This is a genomic window from Victivallis vadensis (genome assembly GCF_003096415.1).
In the GTDB taxonomy this organism is placed as follows: Bacteria; Verrucomicrobiota; Lentisphaeria; order Victivallales; family Victivallaceae; genus Victivallis; species Victivallis vadensis.
On record NZ_QEKH01000011.1, the window covers coordinates 53,575 to 75,931 of the forward strand.

Genomic DNA, 22,357 nt, shown 5'->3' on the forward strand with positions numbered 1-22,357 from the left:
GAAATCGATCCGATTTAAGTGGCAAAATAAAATCCAAACAGCTTAATATAACATCAACAACCCGATATTCAAGACAGCTTTCCGTCGATTTTCATTCCGGGAAATGATAAAATCCTGATTGCCCGCCGGTTCAACCATTCCGAAAACAATTCGACAAGCCCGCGGAAACCGGAGAAAAATCCGCCGGGATGCTTGAAAAACGCCTCGGAATCGATATATTAGCTTTCATTCTTATAATAAACGGCCTTATATCAATAGAGGAATGTTTCATCATGATCAAGTGCGGGATCATCGGCTGCGGTGTGATTGCGCCGACCCATATCGAAGGCTACCAGGCTCTTTCTGACGTTCAGGTCGTCCATCTGTGCGATCTCATACCGGAACGGGCCGACAAACTCGGCGAAAAGTACGGTGTCGCGCGCCGTTCCACCGACTACCGCCGGCTTCTGGCCGATCCCGAAGTCGATCTCGTCAGTGTCTGCACCGATCACGCCAGCCACGCTCAAATCGTGGTCGACGCCCTGAACGCCGGTAAACACGTAGTCTGTGAAAAATCCCTCGGGCGCGTTCCGGCCGACCTCAAACGCATGTGCGATACCGCCAAGGCGCATCCGGAGCTGGTCGCTTCCGGCATCTTTCAGCACCGGTTCCAGCCCGCCAACCGCACCCTGAAGCAGATGGTCGCGGCAGGCAAATTCGGCAGGATCATCGCGGTCAACCTCGCTTTCAGCTGCCTGCGCACCGATGAATATTACAACAAGGACGCCTGGCGGGGCACCTTCGCCGGCGAAGGCGGCGGCATCCTGATCAATCAGGCGATCCATCACCTCGACCAGCTCCGCTATGTGTTCGGCGACATCAAACGGCTCGTCGCACGGACCGCCAACCTGACCCATCAGGGCGTGATCGAGGTCGAAGACACCGCCGCTTTCGTAATGGAATTCAAGTCCGGCGTCTTCGGTACCGTGGTGGCGACCAACTCCGCCGCTGTCGAATGGCGCAGTTTCCTGTCCCTGATCGGCTCCGAGCTCTGTCTCGAATACGCCAATGAGGTTCCGGTACACGTCGAAGGCAAGAGCGCCGAACTCGCCAAAGAAGTCGAAGCCGCCCTCACCGTCAAAAACGACACCCCGGTTGTCGGCAAGAAGTATTACGGTGTCGGTCACACCGACCAGCTCGCCGATGTGATCGACGCGATCCGCGAACACCGCGCTCCCGCCGTCACCATCGAAGACGCCGCCGACAGTTCGGCACTGGTCATGGCCGTCTACGAATCCGCCGCCAAAGGCGGCTGGGTCGATGTCCCCGACTATCGCTGAATTCTTTTTTCGCACTCCCCACTCCGACATCGGGGATTTCGCCTTCGGCGACCAAGGCGCTTCGCCCTTGGAACCCGACCGGCAAGGTGCCGGTGCCGAATACTTGAGATCCGGGAAAACCGTTCCGGTTTTCCCTCCGGAAGGGGGAGGCTCTGGTAGAGACAGGCAGGGTTGTACAGGAGCGGCACACCGCTCCGGTCGGCGCAAAGCCCGCTTTTTTGCGGGCTTTAGGCACTCCCTGCGCCTGCTGCCGCCGGAGGTCACGCGCGGAACCTCCAGATGTTAACCGGATGATGTGAAATTACACTCATGGAGGCTGAACCCTCCTCCCTACCTTTTCATACAGGTAAGGTTCAGTAAGGCTCGTACTCAAAGATATGCTTGCCTGTGATGTGCCAGTTGTATTGTTGCCTGACCTCGCTTTGCGTATATCGGCAGATAAATTCTTATCAGCCTCCATCAGGGTATCTGTCTATTACCCGGTCAGCATCTGGAGGTTCCGAGCGTGACCTCCGGCGGCAGCAGGCGCAGGGAGTGCCTAAAGCCTGCAAAAAAGCAGGCTTTGTGCCGACCGGAGCGGTGTGCCGCTCCTGTACAACCCTGCCTGTCTCCAGCAGAGCCTCCCCTCCCCGGAGGAAAAGGCGGTACGCCTTTCCCGGCTCTCGTACCCGGCGCCGGCACCTTGCCGGTCGGGTTCCAAGGGCGAAGCGCCTTGGTCGCCAAAGGCGAAATCCCCGATGCCGGAGTGTGGAACCTTACTTTTTGAGCTTCATCTGGGGGAACAGGATCACGTCGCGGATGGATTCCGCACCGGTCAGGATCATGACCAGACGGTCGATGCCGACGCCCATGCCGCCGGCGGGAGGCATACCGTGTTCCAGGGCGACGAGGAAGTCTTCGTCCACCTTTTCGGCGAGCACATCGCCCTCCTGCTTGTTTTTCTCGAACTGCTCCATCAGGCGTTGACGCTGGATGATCGGATTGTTGAGCTCGGAGTAGGCGGGGGCGACTTCAACGCCGTTGATGCCGAGTTCAAAAACGTCCACATGGGTCGGATCGTCCGGGCAGCCCTTGGCGAGCGGCAGCAGTTCGACCGGAATGCGGGTCACGAAAGTCGGCTGAATCAGGGTCGGTTCGACGAGTTTTTCGTAGAGTTCGTTGGTCACGTCGAGGTCGGACATGCCGGTGTGAACGTCGAGTTTCAGCTCCTGCCCGCGTTTGATCCGCTCCTCCGGGGTGAGCTGGAACCAGTCCGCCCCGCCCTTTTCCTCGCAGAGTTCGTTGTAGGTCGCGCGGCGCCACGGCGGGGTCAGGTCGATCACCTTGCCGTTGCCGTGGTCGATTTTCAACGTGCCGACGGTCTTCATCGCGACGGTGGTGATCAGAGATTCGATCAGCTCCATCATGGTGCGGCAGTCGCCGTAGGCCTGATAGATTTCCATCATCGTAAATTCCGGGTTGTGGCGGCGGTCCATGCCCTCGTTGCGGAAGTTCCGGCCGAGTTCGTAGACCTTCTCGAAGCCGCCGACCAGCAGCCGCTTCAGATAAAGTTCGGGGGCGATGCGCATGTACATCGTCGAACTCAGCGCCTCGTAATAGGTGGTGAAGGGGTTGGCCGACGCGCCGCCCGCGAGCGCCTGCAGCATCGGGGTTTCGACCTCCATAAAGCCGCGCCCGTTCATGAAATTGCGGATTTCGGCCAGAATGCGGCTGCGCAGCTTCAGCACCCGGAAACTCTCCTCGTTGGTGATCAGGTCGAGGTAACGCTGGCGGTAGCGCTGTTCGATATCGACGAGGCCGTGATACTTTTCCGGCAGCGGACGCAGTGACTTGGAGAGCAGCGTGCACTCGTGGACGCGGATGGTCAATTCCCCCATGCGGGTCACGAAAGTCGGTCCCTTGATGCCGACGATGTCGCCGATATCGAGCTTTTTGAAGATGGCGAACGCTTCCTCGCCGATCTCGCTCTTGCCGACGAAAAGCTGGATTTTGCCGGTGCTGTCCTTGAGGTCGGCGAAGATCGACTTGCCCATGCCGCGCTTGGCCATCAGCCGGCCGGCGACCACGACTTCGGGGCCGAATTCGCCTTCGGCGGGAGCCTTGAAATCGGCGCGGACCTGTTCGATCATCTGTGCGCCGGGAAAAGCCTGGCCGTAGGGATCGATCCCGGCGGCTTCCAGCTCCTTGAGCTTGGCGAGGCGCTGGGCGAACAGTATGTGCATATCCGGTTCCGCCGGCTCCGCGGCCGGGACATTTTTCGTTTCATCGCTCATTTTTGTGATGACTCCGCTTATTTGAAGGTTGAATGCAAAATAAAACAGACAAAATTAATGTAACACCATTCCCGGCATCTTGCAATTCAAAAAAATGAAACTATTGTAAATAAAACAAGTATTTCAACGGTGGATTTTATGAGAATGACACGTCGATTGCCGAATTGTCCAGATAAATCACCTTTCCATCCATACTATTTCTTCCTCCGCAGCAGTATCATTAATCCGGGTGTCCGCATGGCGACTGCCATGTAACATAATAACCAAATCCCAGGGGGTTCTATGAAAAAATTCCTGTCAGCGTGTCTGGTCATGTGCGGTCTCGCCGCGATGGCCGACACGGTCGTAACGGTGGAAGCCGTGGAAGAGATCGCGATCGGTGGCGGCGGCGAATCAGCCATGACCATGGCGCTCGGAATGCCGACGCTGTGGTGGAGCGCTCCGTTCGCGGCGGTGCTGGCGCTGCTGATGGCGGCGGTTTTCTACAAGAAAATGATCGCCGCCGATGAAGGTTCCGACCGGATGAAGGAGATCGCCGGGTACGTCCGCGAAGGCGCGATGGCTTACCTTTACCGCCAGTACAAGGTGGTGGGCGTGGTGTTCTTCGTGCTGTTCGTGATCTTCGCGGTGCTGGCGATCTTCAAGGTGCAGAATCCCTTTGTGCCGGTCGCGTTCCTGACCGGCGGTTTCTTCTCCGGCCTCTGCGGCTATATCGGCATGAAAACCGCGACCCGCGCTTCCAACCGGACCGCGCAGGCGGCCAGCGAGGGGCTGAACCGCGGCCTGCAGGTCGCGTTCCGTTCCGGCGCGGTGATGGGCATGGTGGTGGTCGGCTTCGGCCTGCTCGATATCTGTTTGTGGTACCTGATTCTCGACAAACTGGTCTATACAGCCGGACACATGGCGAACGGGCTGCATTTCCTCGGCATGGAGCTGGTTCCCGCCGGCTGTTCCGAAGTTGAAAAGCTGGTTCATATCACCACGACCATGCTGACCTTCGGCATGGGCGCTTCGACGCAGGCGCTGTTCGCCCGTGTCGGCGGCGGCATCTACACCAAAGCGGCCGACGTCGGCGCCGACCTCGTCGGCAAGGTCGAAGCGGGCATCCCGGAAGACGATCCGCGCAACCCGGCCACCATCGCGGACAACGTCGGCGACAACGTCGGCGATGTCGCGGGCATGGGCGCGGACCTGTACGAATCCTATTGCGGTTCGATCCTCGCGACCGCGGCGCTCGGCGCGGCCTATGCCGCCCAGACCGCCGGAGCGACCACCGACATGGCGCTGAAGCTGGTGCTCTCCCCGATGATCGTGGCCGGTTTCGGCACGCTGCTGTCGCTGGTCGGCATCCGCATGGTCAGCTGCAAGGAAGGGGCAAGCCAGAAGCAGTTGCTCCGCAGTCTGCTGACCGGTACGCTCGGCAGTTCGGTGCTGATCCTGATCGCGCTGCTGTTCCTGATTTTCATGGGCTTCATTACGTGGGGCATCTTCGGTTCGGTGGTTTCCGGCCTGCTCGCGGGCGTGATCATCGGCCAGGCGACCGAATACTACACCAGCGCGGAGTACAGACCCACGCAGGGTATCGCGTTCCAGGCCAAGATGGGCCCGGCGACCACCATTATCGACGGTCTGGCGACCGGCATGTATTCCGCCGGAGTTCCGGTGATCACGATTGTGGTCGGCATTCTGTGCGCTTACGGTTTCGCGGGCGGCTTCGCCCCGACCCCGGGAGCGTTTTCGATGGGACTCTACGGCGTCGGCTTCGCGGCGGTCGGCATGCTTTCGACCCTCGGCATCACGCTGGCGACCGATGCGTACGGCCCGATCGCGGACAACGCGGGCGGCAATGCGGAAATGTCCGGCATGCCGCCGGAGGTCCGCCAGCGCACCGATGCGCTTGACTCGCTCGGCAACACCACCGCCGCGACCGGCAAGGGCTTTGCGATCGGTTCGGCGGCGCTGACCGCGATGGCGCTGCTGGCCAGCTATATCGAAGAGACCAAAATCTGGCTCGGCAAGTTCGATTCCGGCCTCGGTGCGGGCATCGACATGGCGGCGGCCAGCAAGATGACGATTCTGCAGTTCGTGGATAAAATGCAGTTGACCATCATGAACCCGCTGCTGCTCGGCGGACTGTTCATCGGCGGCATGGCGGCGTTTTTGTTCTGCGCGATGACGATGAAGGCAGTCGGCCGTGCGGCCGGTTCGATGGTGGAGGAAGTCCGCCGCCAGTTCAAAGAGAAGCCGGGCATCATGGAGGGCAAGGATCTGCCGGACTATGCCCGCTGCGTCGCGATTTCGACCGCGGGCGCCCAGCGTGAGATGCTGGTGCCGTCGCTGCTGGCGATCGTGATTCCGGTGGCGACCGGCCTGATCCTCGGCATTCCGGGGGTGATGGGGCTGCTGGCGGGCGGTCTGGCGACCGGCTTCGTGCTGGCGACCATGCTGAACAACGCCGGCGGCGCGTGGGACAATGCGAAAAAATACATCGAAAACGGCGCGCACGGCGGCAAGAAGCTGCCGGACGGCTCCAAGAATCCGACTCACGGCGCGGCGGTGATCGGCGACACGGTCGGCGATCCCTGCAAGGACACCAGCGGTCCGGCGCTGAATATCCTGATCAAGCTGATGAGCATGGTGTGCATCGTGTTTGCTCCGGTGTTCATCAAGTTCTCGCCGATGATCCAGGGCTGGTTCGGAATCAACGGGATTCTGCAGTAGGGGAAAATACTCCGCGCCGGCACGTTGCCGGTCTGGGGTTCGGGGGCGAAGCGCCCCGACCGTCGGAGACACTTGTGCGCGCAGCGCCCAGCCCCCGGAGCCTGATTGTAAATCAGGCCGCGTAGCGCACAAGGTCTGCCGCCCGAAGGGCAGGCAGACCTTGCCTGCCTTTAAAATGGCAGGCTTTCCCCCGACGATAAAGCTCAAAAAGTAAACAGAATCACAAAAAGCCTCACGAGAAACTCCGTGAGGCTTTCACTTTTCATGATTCTGCGAGATGGGAAGCCATGCCGCTTTCGCGGCAGGCAGGTCTTACGGCCTTACGGCCTCCAGACCTCATGCGCTACGCGCATGGGCAGCCTCCGGCGGCCAGCGCTTTCGCCGCTGGACCACGACCGGCAACGTGCCGGCGCGGAGTTACGCGACCTCGATTTCGCGTGCGCGGCCGAGAAAGCTGCCGGCGGTTACGTACTGGGTGACGTCCCCGTACAACGGTCCTTCCCAGTCATAGTGCAGATGCCCCGCCAACACCGCCTTCACCAGCGTCTGCCCCTTCAGGAAGTCGATGAATGCCAATGTATCCGCATCGGGGCATTGAGCGTCGTTCCGGGCCGGATGTTCCGCCGGGCAGCCCATCAGCGAAGCGGATTCCGCCTTGCGCACTTCGATCTGCTCCCGGTACAATTCCCGGGTGTAGAGCGGCACGTGAAGCAGCAGCAGAATCGGATACCCTTTCGCGATTTCCGCCCGGAACCGTTCCAGCTCCTGATGCCGAACTTGTCCATAGGTATTGTCGACGGCGACGAGGTTCACGCCGCCGGCCAGACGGGCCGCGAAGCGCAGGTCGTTCGGAAACGCGGGGGCGACCAGCGGCAGGCTGTCGAGCTTGTACGCTTCGTCCTCTTGCGCCTCCCCGACATACTTGCTGAATTCATGGTTTCCCGCCGCGAAGAAGCAGTCGACCGAGGAAAGCTTTTCGCGGGCGAGTTCGAGGTTGCGGTATGACACGAAGTCGATCAGGTCGCCGGTGTGCAGGACCGGTTCATTGCGGCGGCGGGCGTAGTCGAACGCCGCGTCGAGGCCGCGCCGGCAGCAGTCGAAACCATGTTTGTCATAGGCTTCGCGCCGCTGCCGGGCGAGTTCGCGCTTGCGTTCGCTGTCGCGCTCATCGGCGGAGATGAGGTGCGAATCGGTTACGTGGAGAAAGCGCAGCGGCTTTGCCACGCCGACGGTGATGCGGGTATGGATCGGAGTCATTTGGATTTCTTTTTTCTTATTTACAATATGTGGTCTGCGGCGTTTGCCGTTCGTCGAAAGCCGGGTAAACGGCGTGATCGCGTCCCTGATACATGGTCAGCCTGGCGGGCGCTTTCAGGCTGTTGTAGAGCACCCACACGCCGGAGGGGGGACAGACCCAGTCGCTCAGTCCGGCCCTGATGGTTACCGGAGCCTTGACCCGTCCGGCGAAATTCACCGTATCGAAATAGCCCAGTCCGGGCCGGAGGTTCGGCCGCCAGCCGCGAATACGGCCGATGTTGACGCCGCCGAGGTCGCAGAGCCACGGCACCTCAAGCGAACAACTGCTGATCCCATCTGACAGCGCTGCGACGGCCACCGTCTGGAAGGCACCCTGGCTGCCGCCGGAGAGATGGATGGTTTCGCCGTCCCATTCCGGCAGGGTGCGGCAGAATTCCAGTGCGCGCAGGTCGCGCAGAATCGTTCCGTTGAAGTAGCTGCTCTCCGGCCTGGCGTTCTCCCGGTCGCTGAAGCCGTAACTTCTCAATTCGCCGTTGGCAAGCGCGATGTAGTATGCCTGTTCCCGGCCGTTTTCAATCCCGTGCGGATTGACGGAGAAAGTGAGTTCATCCGGGTTTTCCTGCTCCGCTGCGCCGGCGATGCCGTATCCCTGATAGAAGATCCGCAGCGGCAGCGATTTCGGTTTCGCGGTCCGGGGGACAGCGAGATAGCCGGATACCGGCCGCCTGCCGGCACAGGCGATTTTCAGGTCGTAAATCAGGCAGTGCTTGCTCTCCCTGACGAATTTTTTCTCCAGCACTTTAAGTGGAACGGCGGCGAGCGCCCGCTTCTGTCTGACCCAATAAGCGTCGAAATCCTCCGGCTCCGGCTCTCCGGGTTTCAGGGTATCCGCGGCCACACCGCCGCCCAGACCGTATTGGATGGGACGGCCGCCGCTTTGGGCGGGAGTTCCGTAGGCGGTGAGCAGCGTGGCTTTGGCCATTGCAAAACCGGGCCGGGCGAGTTTCCGGGTCACGACGGCGGTTCCGGCCTTGTCGAGCTTCCGGCAGAGCGTTTCGCTTCTGCCGTCGTCACCCGCGCAGACGATCTGAAGGAAGCCGGAAGCCGGTTTGCCATCTCTGGTGAGCCGGAAGGTGAATTTCATCTCCTCACCGGCCCGGTATTCGGCGTTGGCCCGGTCGACGGAACCGGTGAGCCGGTAGCCGCGGCAGTCGGCCGGAATATCTTCGATGATCCGGACATTGCGGAACCGGGCTGTCCCGGAAACCTCCTCCAACGCGAGTTCGATCCGCGCGGAACTGATATCGGCGGGGACTGTCACAGCGACCGCGTGCGGCGTCCACGGCCGGGTTCCCGAAAAATTTCCGGCCTGCGGGTAGCCGGCTTTGCCGTCGGCATGGTTCAGGACCAGCATCAGCTTCACACCGTTCCAGTAATTGGGTTTGGCCGAAACGTCCTGTTGTTCGATTTCAGCGGCGAGCATCACTTTTTTCCCGGCGATCCGTTCCACCGGAACCGGAATGGACGCCGCGCTGCGGCGGCCCGGTTTCGGCAGCGACACGCTCCACTGTCCGGCCGGTCCGGGATCGGGGGCGAACAGTACCGTTTCGGCCGCCAGAGACGCGGCGGACAACAGGACAAGCAGCAGCGGCAACACTTTCATTTTCGTTCTCCGTTCTTCCTGAAGGCCTCCAGCAGGACGCGCTTGCGGTCGGTGTCCCGGGCGGGGACCGGGTGAGCGCCGTCGGGACCGGCATGTTCGACGCTCCAGTAGTGAGATTCGCGGAACGCATGGTAACTCCAATCCCAGCCGTATTCCTCGAAGATGGAAATCACATCTTTCAGGTATTGTGCGCCGCCGGGGGCGTAGCGGGCAACGGAAAATTCACCGCAGTAAATCCGCGCACCGTATTTTTTCTGGAATTCCACGACCGGTTTCAGGTACTTTTTCAACAGTTTTTTATCCGCATACACTCCGTCGATCATTCCGGGATAACGGGTTCCCATCCGGGCGTTTTTGAATATTCCCTGATGGGTGTAGGTTCCCGGATCATAGAAATGGGTCTGGTAGACGAGGTTTTTGAGCGGAAGCGGCGTGAGGCCGGCAAAACCGCCGGGACCGCCCCAGTTGTTCGGGCTGATCACGATCATGCGTTCGGGATCGATCTCGCGAATCGCCCGGGCCGCGTCATACTGGATCGAAAGATAATCGTGCGGCATTTCACAACTCTGCACCGGCTCGTTGAAGAGGTCGTATCCCATCACGATCGGGTACGGCTTGAAACGGCGGGCGATTTTCCGCCAGGTGTCCAGATAAGCCCGGTAGTATTTCTCCACGCCGAGCGCCCGGTTGGCGGCGGCATTGCCGTAGGCGGCGACCGCCTCCTCGCCGGCGGTGCCGAGCGGGCCGGCGTAATCGATGCGTCCACCCGGCAGCAGGTGCATGTCGATGATGATATGAATGCCGTTCCGCTCAAAGGCGGGCAGCAGTTCTTCCAGCCGGTTCAGCTGACGGTCGATCAGGTTGTTGTAGACTTCGAGGTCGACTGCCTGTTCGTTGCTTCCTTTCAACTGCCAGCGGATGTTGGTCGCGCCCCATGAACCGAGGTCATCGACATCCTTTTCCGTGACCTTCAACGGATCGGGACTCATCACACCGCGGGTTATGGGACGGGCGAGAAATTCCGGGGTATATTCGCAGCGGAAACCGGGCGGCAGCTCCACCGGCGGCTTCAGGAAACCACCCTGGCTGATCATGAAGTTGCGGAACCATACCTTGCCGGAGGTTTCCTGCAAACCGGCGACCAGCTCGCCCGATATCGCATCCTGCGGCACCTGAACCTCGAAACTCAGTTTCCTCCAATCAAACGTCCCGGCGAGTCCCGGCGCCTGCGGATAGCTTTTCCCGGTTTCCGTCCTGACGGCGAACATGTATTTCAAACCGAGGTAATATGCCGGAGCCCTGGCAATGTTTTCCCCCTTCACAAATACGGTGAACAGCAGTTTCTTGCCGCGGAACGGCTTCAGATCCAGTTGTTTCATCATGATCCAATGCGAGCCTTGCTTCCGGTTCTCCGGGACGGTCACCACAAGTGCGTCTCCGAAGTCGGTGGCTTCAATGCGGGCGAAGTCCTGTTCGGGCAGCTTGCCGAGCCGAACCCGCAGCAGGTCGACCATGGAGGCGCTGCAATATAAGCAGACCACGGCCAGCAGCAACAGTTGCAATATCAGTTTTTTCATCTTGATTCCTCAATTCGCATGTTATAAAGGGATTTCCCGGAAAGAGCGGGACGGCGGTTATTTCTCTCCCGGAATTACCGCACGTTCCGGTGTCCTGATCATTATGGAGATCGAGTTACCGATCTTTCCGAATGACTCCATCGCGCTCACCGTAATCCTGTATTCAGAATTTCCTTTGAAATGTCTGGCTTTTATTGTCAGAACCGGTTGTGAAGTGATCCGGTCGAGACCGCGGGCGAAGTCGGAAAAGTATAACAAACGGGAGGCTTCACCCCAGGAGCCGTCAGGCCGATATTCCTGCAAGTCGACGATATAGGTGTGAACGAAATCATCGTGTGTCGCCGCATCGAATTTCAGCCGGATACCTGTGAACGGAATCCGGTCGGGAACGGCTTCGATTTTTGCCCCTTCCGGGAATACCGGAGCCTTGCGGCTGTCAGCTCTTTTCTCCGTATAGAAGAACGTCTCTTTGGAGAGCGGCAGAGGGACGCTCCACAATTTTCCGGGCTTGATTTCCCGGCAGCCATGCAGAAGATTCAGGCGGTGCAGATCGAGCCGATCGTCGAAAACCTCCATATAAAGGAACTCCACACATTCACGCGCGTAAGGTGCTCGGGGACCATTTTCCCGGCCTTCCTCCAGATCACAATAGTTGAGGCTGGATGTACCGACCGCCGTGAAATCCCGCTGGTGAATCGACCGCTCGTCCTCCAGGGAAAAATGCGAATGCCCGGCGAAGTGCACCACACCCGGATAAGGGGTCAGGCAGGCCGCGAGGGAGGGATGGCCGCCGTATGACGAACCGTAAACCGTACCGGCGGCAGGTTCATGGGTAACCACGAAAACCGGCCTCTCCGGGGCACGCTTCAAGGCGGCGCTGATTTTTTCCTTCAGGAACTTCCGGACCGAAGCGCCGTAGAGTTTGTTCCAGCCGCTCTGGTAGCTGTTTTCCGCGCTCAAGCCGATGAAGTCATATCCTTTCACGACTTTATGGGTATGGATGGAATCCAGCTTCATCCCGGCTTTGAATGTGGCGATGGCTTCCGGCCCCGGAGTATTCATGTTGCCGTCTTTCCAGAAATCATGATTTCCCATGATAACCACAGTTTCCGGCTTTTCTTTTCCGAAAACTTCATCCATGATTTCGTGGTATTCACGATATACCGTCGCATGGCCGTTATTCGCGATGTCTCCCGCGTAGATCAGAACGTCGATCTCTTTGTTTTTCAGATACCGCAAGGCACCGCAGAGGTTTTTCTGCCCCCAATCCGTTTTGCGCCCCGGATAACTCTGGGTATCGCTGACGATGCCGCCCCGCAGATTCGGAGTCGTCGCGAAACAGGCGCACGCCATCAAGGCGATTCCGGTCACAAACAAGTATTGACAGGTTGAACGTTTCAATTGATCCTCCTCATCAGTGAATTTCCAGTACCAGCCCGTTCGAGCCGGGAAGCACGTAGTAAGCTCCCTGATAACTGCCGAGGTCGTCGTACAGTTCAAAAGTCTTATATATTTTGTCTTTGTATTCCTCTTTGGAATTGGCCGCGACATGGGAATCCGCGAACAGCAGGTTGCCCCGGCTGCTGTGGCACAGCCCGATCTGCTGAATCCAATTTCTACCGCAATCCGTACCGGAGTAATACTGAATGGTATCGCCGGCAACAATAAAATCACTTGCATTCCTGACCTTCTTGAAATCGATCGGAGCGGCGCCGCCGTTGAGCGGAGCGACATTGCGCAGGGCGATCGGCGCGGGCAGAGTCCGGGCCGTGCCTCCGGCATAGGTGACCACGCCATAGGGGAACGTCCACTCCCAGTTTGCAGTGGGAAGCGCCAGTGTCGGGCAATTCAGGAAGGAACTTCTGACTCCGGCCTTTTCCGGAGCATACCCCTGCGCTGCCAGCCCCGCCGCCCAGGTGGTTGAACCTCCTGATGCACCATGCAGATAGCTTCCGAAAATATCCTTGTTATTGTCCCGGTAAAGCGCAACCACCTGTCCGACCTGTTTGAGATTGCCGGTGCATTTGATCGCCCGCGCTTTTTCCCGCGCCTTGTTCAGCGCAGGCAACAGCATGGAGGCGAGAATCGCGATGATTGCAATTACAACTAGCAATTCGATCAATGTAAAGTAATCACACAGCCGCGAATCGCTTCGCGCCGGTTGGGATACATGCGAATTTCGATACTTCATATCGGTTTCTCCAGGGTTGATCGTGTACTGTTTCGGGCGATATATCCGGAGGGGACGAGCGCAACCTGGCCGGGGCCGCTCTCCCGGTAACGGATCAGAAGTTCGACCGCCTGCTCCATCAGCGCGGCGGTGTCGTAGTTGATGCAGGAGAGCGCCGGACGGCAGAGCGAAAGCACTTCAAGGTCGCCGACGCCGACGATTTCGAGGTCCCGCGGCACCCGAAGGCCGAATTGCTCCAGCCGGTTGATCAGCCGGACCGCCGTGACCGAACCGTTTACGATAAAGGCGGAAATATCCGAAGCACGGACGTAATCGGCGATCTCCTCCACGCACTCCGGCAGGCCGATTCCTTCAAACCGGCGTTCGATCAATTCGACTCCGGCCAGCCGGCAGGCGGTCTTCACGGATTCCTGCAGGTTGCGATAGCAAGTACTGACGGAGGAGATATGGCCGATACGGCGGTGCCGCCCTGCGAGATCCGCCACCGCCAGTCGAAAACCCTTGCTGTAATCGATTGCCGCCGTCGCGAAATCAGACTCGTCCGTACAGTAGGTGATCAGCGGAAAACGCTGGTCACGCAATGTTTCATAAAGTGCCGGATCGCGTTTCAGCGAACCGGGCACGTAAAAGACGCCGTCCACGTTGCGGTCGTAGAGCATCCGCAGCAGTTCAACCTCCTTCTGCGGGTCCCAGCCGGTCGCGCAGGTCAGCACCTGATAGCCGCGCGCCTGTGCCGCTGCGATCATGTGATAAGCCAGCATCGAATAATAGGGATCGCGCAGGTCGCCGACCACCATCCCGAATGCGCCGCTCCGCCCGGTTTTCAGCGTCCGCGCCGCGAACGACGGCTGGTAGTTCAGTTCCCGTGCCGCCGCGAAAACCCGTTCCCGGGTTTCGGCGGAAAGGCGTTCCGCCAGCGGTTTGCGGTTCAGCACCAGCGAAACCGTCGAGCTGTCCACTTTCGCCAGCCGCGCGATATCCGCCAGCGTCGCCCTGCCGTTGCGTCCCATATATCCTTACCTCATTCAGCTATTCAAAAAAAACAAATTAAAACGTTTGAACAATTATATTATACCAAAGAAGACCACTAAAGTCAAGACTCAAACCGATTTTTTTCGTTAAATTTCAGTGTGCGCCGGTTTGCTCCTGCGACGCGAAGCGTCTTTGGAGTGCGTCGCCTTTAGGCTTGCTCCTGCGACGCGAAGCGTCTTTGGAGTGCGTCGCCTTTGGGCTTGCTCCTGCGACGCGAAGCGTCTTTGAAGTGCGGAGATTCATCTCCGCTTTCAAATCGCACGCAAGTCTTATATTTGATTTTGCATCGAAACAAGAACAGGCATGGTTCCCGGAGGTACTGCTTTATTAAGTGCAAAAACAGGCATGGTGCCCGGAGGGTAGTGAGCACGGGCTTGGTGTTTTGCGGATGGCTCCGGGGGACGTCGCGCACGTCCCCCGGACCCCCTCGCCGGTGGCGGGGGCCGGGCCGGTTGCGGAGCACTTCCGCTCGCGGGCGCGGCTTCGCCGCTTACTTGTCCGCCTGCGGCGGCCAACCCCTTCAGCGTTCGCTGCGCTCACTACGCCAGGGGGGCTTCGCTCTCTACGTTCGGCTTCGTCACTATCGTTCCTCGTTATTTTGCGACCGCAAAATAATACCCTCACATTCGTTCGCGGCGCGAACCCGCGCTTATTGTGCGCCGCGTAAATGGAGACTTGGCCTTACTCTGCGCCGCGTAAATGGGAACTTGGCCTTACTCTGCGCCGCGTAAATGGGAACTTGGCCTTACTCCTCCGGTTTTGAAATTTTTTGCGTAGCAAAAATTTCAAAACCGTATCCGGCACCGGCACCTTGCCGGTCGGGGGGCCAGGGGGGCCGGGGGGCGAAGCGCCCCCGGTGGGGTTCCGGAACAACGCCCCGGGCCGCCGCAGGCGAAATCCCCGGGAAATTCTTATAGAATGGTTGCAAACTGTTTTTCGGCTGGTATATTTCAGAAGCCAAACCGGAAAGGAGAGCGATCATGAAAAGTTGGAAATTGTTGCTGTTTTGTCTGGCTGCCGTGCTGCTGCCGGGAGCCGTCGCCAAAGGAGAGACCATGAAATCCGCCGGAACCGAACCGTTGCCGTACCGTCAATTTGTGACCAACTCCGACCAGCGGGGAGGGTATGCACTGGTGCTTTTCCTGCATGGCGCGGGCGAGCGGGGCAATGACAACGAAGCGCAGCTTCGGCACGGTTATCGCGAACTGCTCGCTTATTGCGAGAAAAATAAAATCAAGGCAGTGCTGCTGTTTCCGCAATGCCCCGCCGGAAAGCAATGGGTCGACGAACCGTGGAATGCGCTGCGCCATACGATGCACGAAACTCCATCCGCCCCCCTGGCCGCCGCGATGAAGCTGCTCGACCTGAAGGAGGCCGAATTCAAGCCGGACCGGCTCTATGTGGCCGGGATTTCGATGGGGGGCTACGGTACGTGGGATCTGATTTCGCGTCAGCCGGATCGATTTGCCGCGGCGCTGCCGATCTGCGGCGGCGGTGATGTCGCGCAGGCTCCGAAGTTGGTGAAACTGCCGATTCTGGCAGTTCACGGCAACGCGGATGTGACAGTCCCGGTTTCACGTTCCCGCGATATGGTGCGGGCCATCTGGAACGCCGGCGGCAGTCAGATTATCTATCAGGAACTTCCCGAAGTCGGCCACGGTTCGTGGGGACCGGCCTTCGGGAACACAAACACCTGGAAGTGGCTTTTCTCACAGCCGAAACCACAAAAATAATCTTCCGCAATCAAGCAGTGCGGCAGAGGGGGGATTTCGCTCCGTTGGAACGAAATCCCCGGCCGATGGTTTTCAGTAGCGGTAGCTGTCGCTTTTGAAGGGGCCGTCCACCGGAACACCGATGTAGTCCGCCTGTTCCTGCGTCAGTTTCGTCAGCTTCGCACCCAGCTTTTCCAGATGCAGCCGCGCCACTTCCTCGTCGAGCTTCTTCTCGATCAGGTAGACGCCGACTTTGCGGTCCGAATGGCGGGCGATATCGATCTGCGCCAGCGTCTGGTTCGTAAAGCTGTTCGACATCACGAAAGACGGATGGCCCGTCGCGCAGCCGAGGTTTACCAGCCGGCCTTCCGCAAGCAGGTAGATGCTGTGGCCGTCCGGGAACGTGAAGCGGCTGACCGGGCAGAAGCTGCCCTTGATCTCGACCTTTTTGATCCCCGGATAGGCTTCCAGCTTCGCGACTTCAATTTCGTCGTCGAAGTGGCCGATATTGCAGACGATCGCCTGATCCTTCATTTTAGCCATGTGCTCGACCGTGATGATCCGGCAGTTGCCGGTCGTGGTCACGTACAAATCGGCGTAAGGCAGCGCATCCTCGACCGTGCAGACCTGGAATCCGGCCATGCACGCCTGCAACGCGCAGATCGGGTCGACTTCGCTGACCATCACCCGGGCGCGTTCGTTGTGCAGCGCCTCGGCGCATCCCTTGCCCACGTCGCCGTAGCCGCAGACCATCACGGTTTTGCCGGAGAGCATCACGTCGAGGGCGCGCTTGATGCCGTCGGTCAGGCTGTGGCGGCAGCCGTAGATATTGTCGAACTTGCTCTTGGTCACGGAGTCGTTCACGTTGATCGCCGGGAACAGCAGCTCGCCGCGCTCCTGCATCTGGATCAGGCGGTGCACTCCGGTGGTGGTCTCCTCCGACACGCCCTTCACCTTCGCGGCCACCTTGTGCCAGTGCTGCGCATCCTCCCTGAGGACTTTCTTCAGCAGGTTGTTGATGATCTGAAGCTCAAGCACATCGGTCGGCTCGTCGAGAATCGCCGGATTGTCCTCGGCCTTCACGCCGCGATGGATCAGCAGCGTCGCGTCGCCGCCGTCGTCAACGATCTGATCCGGGCCGGAACCGTCCGGCCAGGTCAGCGCCCTGTAGGTGCACTCCCAATACTCTTCAAGGGTTTCGCCCTTCCACGCGAAAACCGGAACGCCGTCGGCGGCGATCGCAGCGGCGGCATGATCCTGCGTCGAAAAGATATTGCAGCTCGCCCAGCGCACATCCGCGCCCAGCGCCTTCAAAGTCTCGATCAGCACCGCGGTCTGGATGGTCATGTGCAGACTGCCCATGATCTTCACGCCCTTCAGCGGCTGCTGCGGGCCGTATTTGGCGCGGGTCGCCATCAGGCCGGGCATCTCCTGCTCGGCAATTTCAATCTCCTTGCGGCCGAAGTCGGCCAGAGTGATATCCTTGACCTGATATTCCATCATCGTTTCCTTTCCAGTTTCATCCGATTTGCGATTTCATTCCAAACGTTGTCCGCGAGCTCCGAACCGAACACCTTCACCACCTCATGGGAGATCAGCGAACCGTACCAGGCCGCCTCCGCCAGCGGTTTGTTTTTCAACACGCCGTACAGGAATCCGGCGGCCCACAGGTCGCCGGCGGCCGTCGTGTCGACCGGACGTTCCACAACCAGAGCCGGAACCTTCACGATTTCGTTGCCGCAGCGGACCATGCAGCCGCGCCGCCCCAGCTTGATCGCCGCGACCTCGCACCACGAGGCCAGCCGCATCAGCCGGTCCTCCGTCGAAAGCTCCGGGAACAGCTCGGCGGCCTCTTCCTCATTGGCCATCACCACATCCACGTAATTTTTCAGGATATCCGGCAAGTCCTCGCGGAAAGTCCGGACCACCTCGAAACTCGCCATATCCAGCCCGATCCGGCAACCAGCCGCCTTCGCATTGCGCATCACCGTCGGCAGGACTGCCGAAAAGAGCATATACCCCTCGATATACACAAAATCGTATTTCGAGAAATCAATTGTCTCCGCCTCTTCCGGGCGCAACAGCAAGGAAGCGGCCAGACAGGAACGCATCGTGCGTTCCGCATCGGGCGTCACCATCGAAAGACAGGTTCCCGTCGGCTGCTCGTCGGTCACGAAAAACGCTTCATCGCTGCCGCCAAGCTCCTTCAACCGGTTCCGGTAGAAGCGGCCATTGTCGTCGTTGCCGAGCTTGCCGAACATCGCGCAATCCAATCCGAGCCGGGCCAGCGCGAACACGGTATTGCCGGCGGAACCGCCCGGCACCAGCCGGGGCTTGCCGGGAAGCTGCGCCAGAATCGCCTGCTGCGCCGCGGCATCCACCATCTCCATGCCGCCCTTGTCGCCGGAAACCCGTTCCGCCAGAAACACGTCATCCACTTCGACCAGAATATCCAGCAGAGGAGAGCCGACGCCCAACAATTTAAAACTCCCCCCGCGGGAGGAGTTGCAGTTCGAATCCGTCATCATGCTTACTTTTGCAGATCGGCGGCGGCAGCCTTGAGTTCGGCGACCTTGTCGGTCTTTTCCCACGGGAACTGGGAACGGCCGAAGTGACCGTAGGCGGCGGTATCCTGATAGCACCAGCCCGCGCCCGGATGCTTGAGGCCGAGGTGTTTGACGATCTCCGCCGGCTTCAGGCAGAACACCTTGCGGATCACCTGCTCCAGATCGCGGTCGTCGGCCAGCTTGCCGGTGCCGTAGGTGTCGACGTTGATCGACAGCGGGTCAGCCACGCCGATCGCATACGCGACCTGGACTTCGCACTTGTCGGCCAGTCCGGCCGCGACGATGTTCTTCGCGATATAGCGGCACATATAGGCTGCGGAACGGTCCACCTTGGAGGGGTCCTTGCCCGAGAACGCGCCGCCGCCGTGGCTGCCGACGCCGCCGTAGGTGTCGACGATGATCTTGCGGCCGGTCAAGCCGGTATCCCCGTGCGGGCCGCCCACTTCGAAGCGGCCGGTCGGATTCACATAGTAGACGATGTTTTCGGAGAGCATCTCCGCCGGAACCACCTTTTTCACCACATCCTTCACCAGCGCCTCCAGCCACTCGATCGGCATATCGGGAGTGTGCTGGTGGGAGACCACCACCGTTTCGACCGCGACCGGCTTGCCGTGACGGTAGCGGATCGACACCTGGCTCTTGGAATCCGGGCGCAGATAGCGGTAGGTCACCGGATCGCTCTTGCGCAGCCGCGCCAGTTCTTCGACGATCTTGTGCGCATAGTAGATGGTCGCGGGCATCATGTCGGGCGTCTCATTCGACGCATAGCCGAACATCATGCCCTGGTCGCCCGCGCCCTGTTCGGCGAACCGCCCCTGTCCCTCGGTCACGCCCTGCGAAATATCGGGGGACTGCCGGTGCACGCAGATCATCACCTTGGCCTCATCGGCGCAGAAGCCGACGGTCGGATCGTTATAGCCGATTTTGCGGATCGCGTTCAGAGCCACATCCTGCCAGTTGACCTTCGCCTTGGTGGTGATCTCGCCGGAGACGACTACGAGGTTGGTGGTGGTCAGCGTTTCGCAGGCGACCCGGCTTTCGGGGTCCTGCGCCAGGCAGGCGTCGAGAATCGCATCGGAAATCTGGTCGCAAACCTTGTCGGGATGTCCTTCCGAAACCGATTCGGAGGTGAACACGTGCTCGGCATGAATCTTACTCATTTGAAAATAAAGCTCCTTATTAGAGTTTAAAAAATATCGGTTTTATTCGGCACATAACACAAACCGCCCGACCTCCGGAAACCAAGCCGGAATGTCGAGCGGAACGTATCTAAAAATTCATTTTGGAATCACAGAGGGTTCAGCGGCGCGGCATCCGCATCGGGACCGGAACGCCGCGGCGGTTCTGCCGCCATGCTTCTTCGTTGTTGCCTTCCACCGCCGGCTTGTCCTCGCCGTAGCTGATGGTCTTCATGCGGGTATCCGCCAACCCCTTCCCGGCCAGATAGGCGCGGATCGCATTGGCGCGGCGCTCGCCGAGCGCGCGGTTGTACTCCTCGGTGCCGCGCTGGTCGCAATGGCCTTCCACCAGAAGCCCAAGCTCCGGTTTGTCGGACATGTACGCAGCGATACGGTCGAGGTTCGCGGTTTCGGAGGGCACCAGCACATCCGAATCGTAGGCGAAGTAGATGATCGGCATATTCAGGCGGTTGCCGGTCGGGTCCGCCGGCACCCAGCCGTCGGCGTCCGCGCCGATTGCGCTGCCCTGCTCCGCGCCTTCCACCCATTCACCGACACCGGGACCGCCGATTGCGCCGCTGCCGCCATAAGGATTGCCGGAATTGAAATCATTACCGTTGAGCGAAGCGTTGCCGCCGTTCGGATCGTCGATCGCTTCGGGCACCGGCTGCAGGTCCTCCGTCGGGACATCCGTATCGAAAATTCCGCAACCGGAAGAGAAAAGACCGAGCATCACCGCGAGCGCGGCACAACCGACAAAACGTTTCAACATGACCATAACCTCCTGAAAAATAAATACGAGTATTTCAGTCTCATCCAACTTGTACATTAAGATAAGCTGAATTTCCGAAAAATCCAATCGGAAAACGATAAAACCGCATTTTTTTTATGAAATCCCCGCAGCGGCCGACAAACCCGGAAAAATTCCTTGATATTGCACTTGTTTTGCGCTATATTCTTAAATGTATGTTTTTAAACCAACTTCACATAAGGTATCCGCATCATGAACATCGATTGGGAGAATCTCGGCTTCAAATTCATGCCGACCCGGAGCAACATCCGGTTCCACTACGAAAACGGCCAGTGGGATGAAGGCAAACTCTACGACACCTACGACATCACCCTCTCCGTCGCCGCCAACGCATTCCATTACGGCCAGGCGCTTTTCGAAGGCGGCAAGGCATTCCGCTGCAAGGACGGCAAGGTCCGCATCTTCCGGCCGGAAGAGAACGGCAAACGCCTGAACAGTTCCGCCCGCCACCTGATGATGCCGGAATTTCCGGTCGACAAATTCGTGGAAGCGGTGAAAACCGTGGTCCGCGACAACGAAGACTACATTCCGCCCTACGGCACCGGCGGCGCGCTCTACATCCGTCCGGTGATGTTCGGCACCACGCCCCAGATCGGCGTCGGCGCCAGCCTCACTTATGAACTCGTGATCCTAGTGGTCCCGGTGGGCGCCTACTACAAGGGCGGCATCAAGCCGGTGGACGCGATGATTTCACGCGACTACGACCGCGCCGCGCCGCACGGCACCGGCCACATCAAGGCTGCCGGCAACTACGCCGCCAGCCTGATCTCCGGCAAGCAGGCCAAGGACCACCACTGCGCGGTGGCGCTCTTCCTCGACCCGGCGACCCATACCTACGTCGACGAGTTCGGCACCAGCAATTTCCTGGCGATCACCAGGGACGGCAAATACGTGACCACGCTGTCGGATTCGATCCTGCCGTCGATCACCAATAATTCCCTGATGACCATCGCCGCCGACCTCGGCATGCCGACCGAACGCCGCCGCGTGAAAGCGACCGAGTTGCCCGACTTTGCGGAAGTCGCCGCCTGCGGCACCGCGGTGGTGCTGACCCCGGTGGGACGCATCCTCGACGGCGGCAACATCATCGACTATCACCTCGATACGATCGGCCCGGTGCTCAAAAAGCTGTATGACGAAATGACCGGAATCCAGCACGGCGAACGGCCCGACAAGCACAACTGGCTCGTGGAGATTTAAGTTAAAATGCGTATTTTCAAACTGGCGGCGGAACTGCAGAATTATGCGCTCGAACAAAAGCGCGCAGGCAGAACCATCGGCCTCGTGCCGACCATGGGTTTTCTCCACGCCGGACACGCGTCGCTGATCGACATCGCCCGGAAAAAGGCCGACATCGTGATCGTTTCGATCTTCGTGAACCCGACCCAGTTCGGGCCGAACGAGGATCTCGACAAATATCCGCGCGACTTCGAACATGACAAGGCGCTCTGCATCGAACACGGCGCCGACGCGGTCTTCGCGCCGGAACCGGGCGCGATGTACGCTCCGGACGCCTCCACCTGGGTTGAGGAGACCGTGCTGTCGAAGCCGCTCTGCGGCGCGCGGCGGCCGATCCACTTCCGCGGCGTGACCACCGTGGTCGCGAAGCTCTTCAATCTGGCGCAGCCGGACTGCGCGGTATTCGGCCGCAAGGATGCGCAGCAGCTGTTCGTGATCAAACGGATGGTGCGCGACCTGAATTTCCCGATCGAAATCATCGCGGCTCCGCTGGTGCGCGGCGAGGACGGGCTCGCCCTCTCCTCGCGCAACCGCTATCTGACTGAAGACGAACACCGGCGCGCGCTGGTGCTCTCGCGCGCCCTCCGCGCCGCGGTTCCGGCATTGAAGCGGGCCGGCTATACCGCCGCCGCCGACATTGTCGCCGCCATGAAGCAGGAGATCGCCGCCGCAGGGGGGCAGGTCGATTACGTCGAAGCGCTCGATGCCGACACCCTCGCCGCTCCGACCGAAGCGACAAGCGCCATTCTGCTGGCGGTCGCAGTCTACTTCGGCACGACGCGGCTGATCGACAACGAACTCGTACAGGTAAAATAAA

The 22,357-nt window shown here is 59.7% G+C and carries 16 protein-coding genes; 5 read left to right on the top strand and 11 right to left on the bottom strand.

The window, feature by feature from the left end; all coding sequences use genetic code 11:
* The first annotated feature begins 272 nt into the window (after nucleotides 1-272).
* Nucleotides 273-1,319: a Gfo/Idh/MocA family protein gene (locus C8D82_RS08135; protein ID WP_165832926.1), complete on the top strand. Its 1,047-nt coding sequence runs from the start codon at nucleotides 273-275 to the stop codon at nucleotides 1,317-1,319.
* Between the two features lie 755 nt (nucleotides 1,320-2,074).
* Here C8D82_RS08135 and lysS read toward each other — a convergent pair.
* Nucleotides 2,075-3,592 carry a lysine--tRNA ligase gene (gene lysS, locus C8D82_RS08140; protein WP_207776092.1) on the bottom strand — a complete coding sequence of 506 codons (1,518 nt, stop codon included), beginning with the start codon at nucleotides 3,590-3,592 and terminating at the stop codon, nucleotides 2,075-2,077.
* A 405-nt stretch (nucleotides 3,593-3,997) separates the two neighbouring features.
* Here lysS and C8D82_RS08145 point away from each other — a divergent pair, with 405 nt between their 5' ends.
* Nucleotides 3,998-6,313, top strand: coding sequence for a sodium-translocating pyrophosphatase (locus C8D82_RS08145; protein ID WP_390621912.1), 2,316 nt, complete (start codon nucleotides 3,998-4,000; stop codon nucleotides 6,311-6,313).
* A gap of 417 nt (nucleotides 6,314-6,730) precedes the next feature.
* Here C8D82_RS08145 and C8D82_RS08150 read toward each other — a convergent pair whose 3' ends face one another.
* From C8D82_RS08150 to C8D82_RS08175, 6 genes are read right to left on the bottom strand one after another with little or no spacing between them, the layout of a single operon-like run.
* Nucleotides 6,731-7,570 carry a metallophosphoesterase family protein gene (locus C8D82_RS08150; protein ID WP_116883776.1) on the bottom strand — a complete coding sequence of 280 codons (840 nt, stop codon included), beginning with the start codon at nucleotides 7,568-7,570 and terminating at the stop codon, nucleotides 6,731-6,733.
* 16 nt (nucleotides 7,571-7,586) lie between these two features.
* Nucleotides 7,587-9,233, bottom strand: coding sequence for an acetylxylan esterase (locus tag C8D82_RS08155; RefSeq protein WP_116883777.1), 1,647 nt, complete (start codon nucleotides 9,231-9,233; stop codon nucleotides 7,587-7,589).
* Nucleotides 9,230-10,810 carry a glycoside hydrolase family 5 protein gene (locus tag C8D82_RS08160; RefSeq protein WP_116883778.1) on the bottom strand — a complete coding sequence of 527 codons (1,581 nt, stop codon included), beginning with the start codon at nucleotides 10,808-10,810 and terminating at the stop codon, nucleotides 9,230-9,232. The genes C8D82_RS08155 and C8D82_RS08160 overlap by 4 nt, the downstream gene beginning before the upstream one ends.
* A 57-nt stretch (nucleotides 10,811-10,867) precedes the next feature.
* Entirely contained in the window at nucleotides 10,868-12,211 is a 1,344-nt protein-coding gene (locus C8D82_RS08165; protein WP_165832927.1) for a metallophosphoesterase family protein, read from the bottom strand.
* A 13-nt stretch (nucleotides 12,212-12,224) separates the two neighbouring features.
* Nucleotides 12,225-13,001, bottom strand: coding sequence for a type II secretion system protein (locus tag C8D82_RS08170; protein ID WP_116883780.1), 777 nt, complete (start codon nucleotides 12,999-13,001; stop codon nucleotides 12,225-12,227).
* Nucleotides 12,998-14,011 carry a LacI family DNA-binding transcriptional regulator gene (locus tag C8D82_RS08175; RefSeq protein WP_116883781.1) on the bottom strand — a complete coding sequence of 338 codons (1,014 nt, stop codon included), beginning with the start codon at nucleotides 14,009-14,011 and terminating at the stop codon, nucleotides 12,998-13,000. The genes C8D82_RS08170 and C8D82_RS08175 overlap by 4 nt, the downstream gene beginning before the upstream one ends.
* Before the next feature lie 1,002 nt (nucleotides 14,012-15,013).
* Between C8D82_RS08175 and C8D82_RS08180 the strand changes: the two genes are divergently transcribed.
* Nucleotides 15,014-15,766, top strand: coding sequence for a carboxylesterase family protein (locus C8D82_RS08180; protein ID WP_116883782.1), 753 nt, complete (start codon nucleotides 15,014-15,016; stop codon nucleotides 15,764-15,766).
* Between the two features lie 72 nt (nucleotides 15,767-15,838).
* On the opposite strand, the gene ahcY is transcribed toward C8D82_RS08180, so the two are convergent.
* From ahcY to C8D82_RS08200, 4 genes are all read right to left on the bottom strand, one after another.
* Nucleotides 15,839-17,248 (bottom strand): adenosylhomocysteinase, encoded by a 1,410-nt coding sequence (gene ahcY / locus C8D82_RS08185; RefSeq protein WP_116883783.1) that lies wholly within the window; start codon nucleotides 17,246-17,248, stop codon nucleotides 15,839-15,841.
* Nucleotides 17,245-18,225 carry an adenosine kinase gene (locus C8D82_RS08190; RefSeq protein WP_165832928.1) on the bottom strand — a complete coding sequence of 327 codons (981 nt, stop codon included), beginning with the start codon at nucleotides 18,223-18,225 and terminating at the stop codon, nucleotides 17,245-17,247. The genes ahcY and C8D82_RS08190 overlap by 4 nt, the downstream gene beginning before the upstream one ends.
* 50 nt (nucleotides 18,226-18,275) lie before the next feature.
* Complete coding sequence (metK, locus tag C8D82_RS08195) at nucleotides 18,276-19,472, bottom strand: methionine adenosyltransferase (RefSeq protein WP_116883785.1); 1,197 nt, start codon at nucleotides 19,470-19,472, stop codon at nucleotides 18,276-18,278.
* A gap of 139 nt (nucleotides 19,473-19,611) precedes the next feature.
* The gene (locus C8D82_RS08200) at nucleotides 19,612-20,262 is read right to left on the bottom strand and encodes an OmpA family protein (protein WP_165832929.1); all 651 of its coding nucleotides are present in this window, start codon (nucleotides 20,260-20,262) and stop codon (nucleotides 19,612-19,614) included.
* Between the two features lie 231 nt (nucleotides 20,263-20,493).
* Between C8D82_RS08200 and C8D82_RS08205 the strand changes: the two genes are divergently transcribed.
* Nucleotides 20,494-21,501, top strand: coding sequence for a branched-chain amino acid aminotransferase (locus C8D82_RS08205; RefSeq protein WP_116883787.1), 1,008 nt, complete (start codon nucleotides 20,494-20,496; stop codon nucleotides 21,499-21,501).
* A 6-nt stretch (nucleotides 21,502-21,507) separates the two neighbouring features.
* Entirely contained in the window at nucleotides 21,508-22,356 is an 849-nt protein-coding gene (gene panC / locus C8D82_RS08210; RefSeq protein ID WP_116883788.1) for a pantoate--beta-alanine ligase, read from the top strand.
* The last annotated feature ends 1 nt before the right edge of the window (nucleotide 22,357 follow it).

Coding starts and splice junctions, on each gene's coding strand:
- C8D82_RS08170 (WP_116883780.1), bottom strand. CDS start 13,001: ATGAAGTATCGAAATTCGCATGTATCCCAACCGGCGCGAAGCGATTCG.
- C8D82_RS08205 (WP_116883787.1), top strand. CDS start 20,494: ATGAACATCGATTGGGAGAATCTCGGCTTCAAATTCATGCCGACCCGG.
- C8D82_RS08135 (WP_165832926.1), top strand. CDS start 273: ATGATCAAGTGCGGGATCATCGGCTGCGGTGTGATTGCGCCGACCCAT.
- C8D82_RS08175 (WP_116883781.1), bottom strand. CDS start 14,011: ATGGGACGCAACGGCAGGGCGACGCTGGCGGATATCGCGCGGCTGGCG.
- C8D82_RS08155 (WP_116883777.1), bottom strand. CDS start 9,233: ATGAAAGTGTTGCCGCTGCTGCTTGTCCTGTTGTCCGCCGCGTCTCTG.
- C8D82_RS08180 (WP_116883782.1), top strand. CDS start 15,014: ATGAAAAGTTGGAAATTGTTGCTGTTTTGTCTGGCTGCCGTGCTGCTG.
- metK (WP_116883785.1), bottom strand. CDS start 19,472: ATGAGTAAGATTCATGCCGAGCACGTGTTCACCTCCGAATCGGTTTCG.
- C8D82_RS08160 (WP_116883778.1), bottom strand. CDS start 10,810: ATGAAAAAACTGATATTGCAACTGTTGCTGCTGGCCGTGGTCTGCTTA.
- C8D82_RS08150 (WP_116883776.1), bottom strand. CDS start 7,570: ATGACTCCGATCCATACCCGCATCACCGTCGGCGTGGCAAAGCCGCTG.
- C8D82_RS08200 (WP_165832929.1), bottom strand. CDS start 20,262: ATGTTGAAACGTTTTGTCGGTTGTGCCGCGCTCGCGGTGATGCTCGGT.
- panC (WP_116883788.1), top strand. CDS start 21,508: ATGCGTATTTTCAAACTGGCGGCGGAACTGCAGAATTATGCGCTCGAA.
- C8D82_RS08145 (WP_390621912.1), top strand. CDS start 3,998: ATGGCGCTCGGAATGCCGACGCTGTGGTGGAGCGCTCCGTTCGCGGCG.
- ahcY (WP_116883783.1), bottom strand. CDS start 17,248: ATGATGGAATATCAGGTCAAGGATATCACTCTGGCCGACTTCGGCCGC.
- lysS (WP_207776092.1), bottom strand. CDS start 3,592: ATGAGCGATGAAACGAAAAATGTCCCGGCCGCGGAGCCGGCGGAACCG.